Origin of the sequence: Pseudoflavonifractor phocaeensis (assembly GCF_016901735.1) — a bacterium.
In the GTDB taxonomy this organism is placed as follows: Bacteria; Bacillota; Clostridia; order Oscillospirales; family Oscillospiraceae; genus Pseudoflavonifractor_A.
In genome coordinates this window covers 1-466 of sequence record NZ_JACLZC010000204.1, presented here as the reverse complement: position 1 = coordinate 466, position 466 = coordinate 1, and the positions used below count along the sequence as shown (strand labels likewise).

Sequence of the window (466 nt, the reverse complement as noted above, 5' to 3'; positions counted from 1 at the left end):
TTTCTTTGGCTTTCCGCTTTTCCTGCCGGTAGAACTTCTCCCGGCAGGCGGGTTTGCAAAATTTAGCGTTGGGGCGGACAGACTGGAACGGCTCTCCGCAGCACTGGCACACCAGCTGGTACGGTTCACCCGGAACGATCAGCCCCTCGGCAATTTTCTGTTTGCGCTCCTTCTGGCGCAGATATTTTTCATGGTCACGGATGCGCTTCTGGCGGCGCTTTTCCTCCGCAGCCAGTTCTTCCTCGGTGGGTTCGGGCATGGGCACTTCAAATTTCCCGATAAAGTTCAGGTAAATCTCGATTTCCTGCACCCGTTCCCCGGTGCTTCTGTCCGGGGCATGGACTAAAATTTTCTCCACAAATTCATGGAGCATGGGGGCGGTCAGCTGGGTGAAATCCGTATATTTCTGTGCCAGCGCCAGAAAGTGGCTGGCACGGTCCGTGTCCTCGTGAAACTGGTCCAGCTG

1 protein-coding gene is annotated in these 466 nt (G+C 55.6%); it reads right to left on the bottom strand.

Annotated features, from left to right (window positions below):
• A partial coding sequence (locus H7U37_RS15280; protein WP_204877018.1) for a DUF4368 domain-containing protein occupies positions 1-466 on the bottom strand: 466 nt, incomplete at both ends.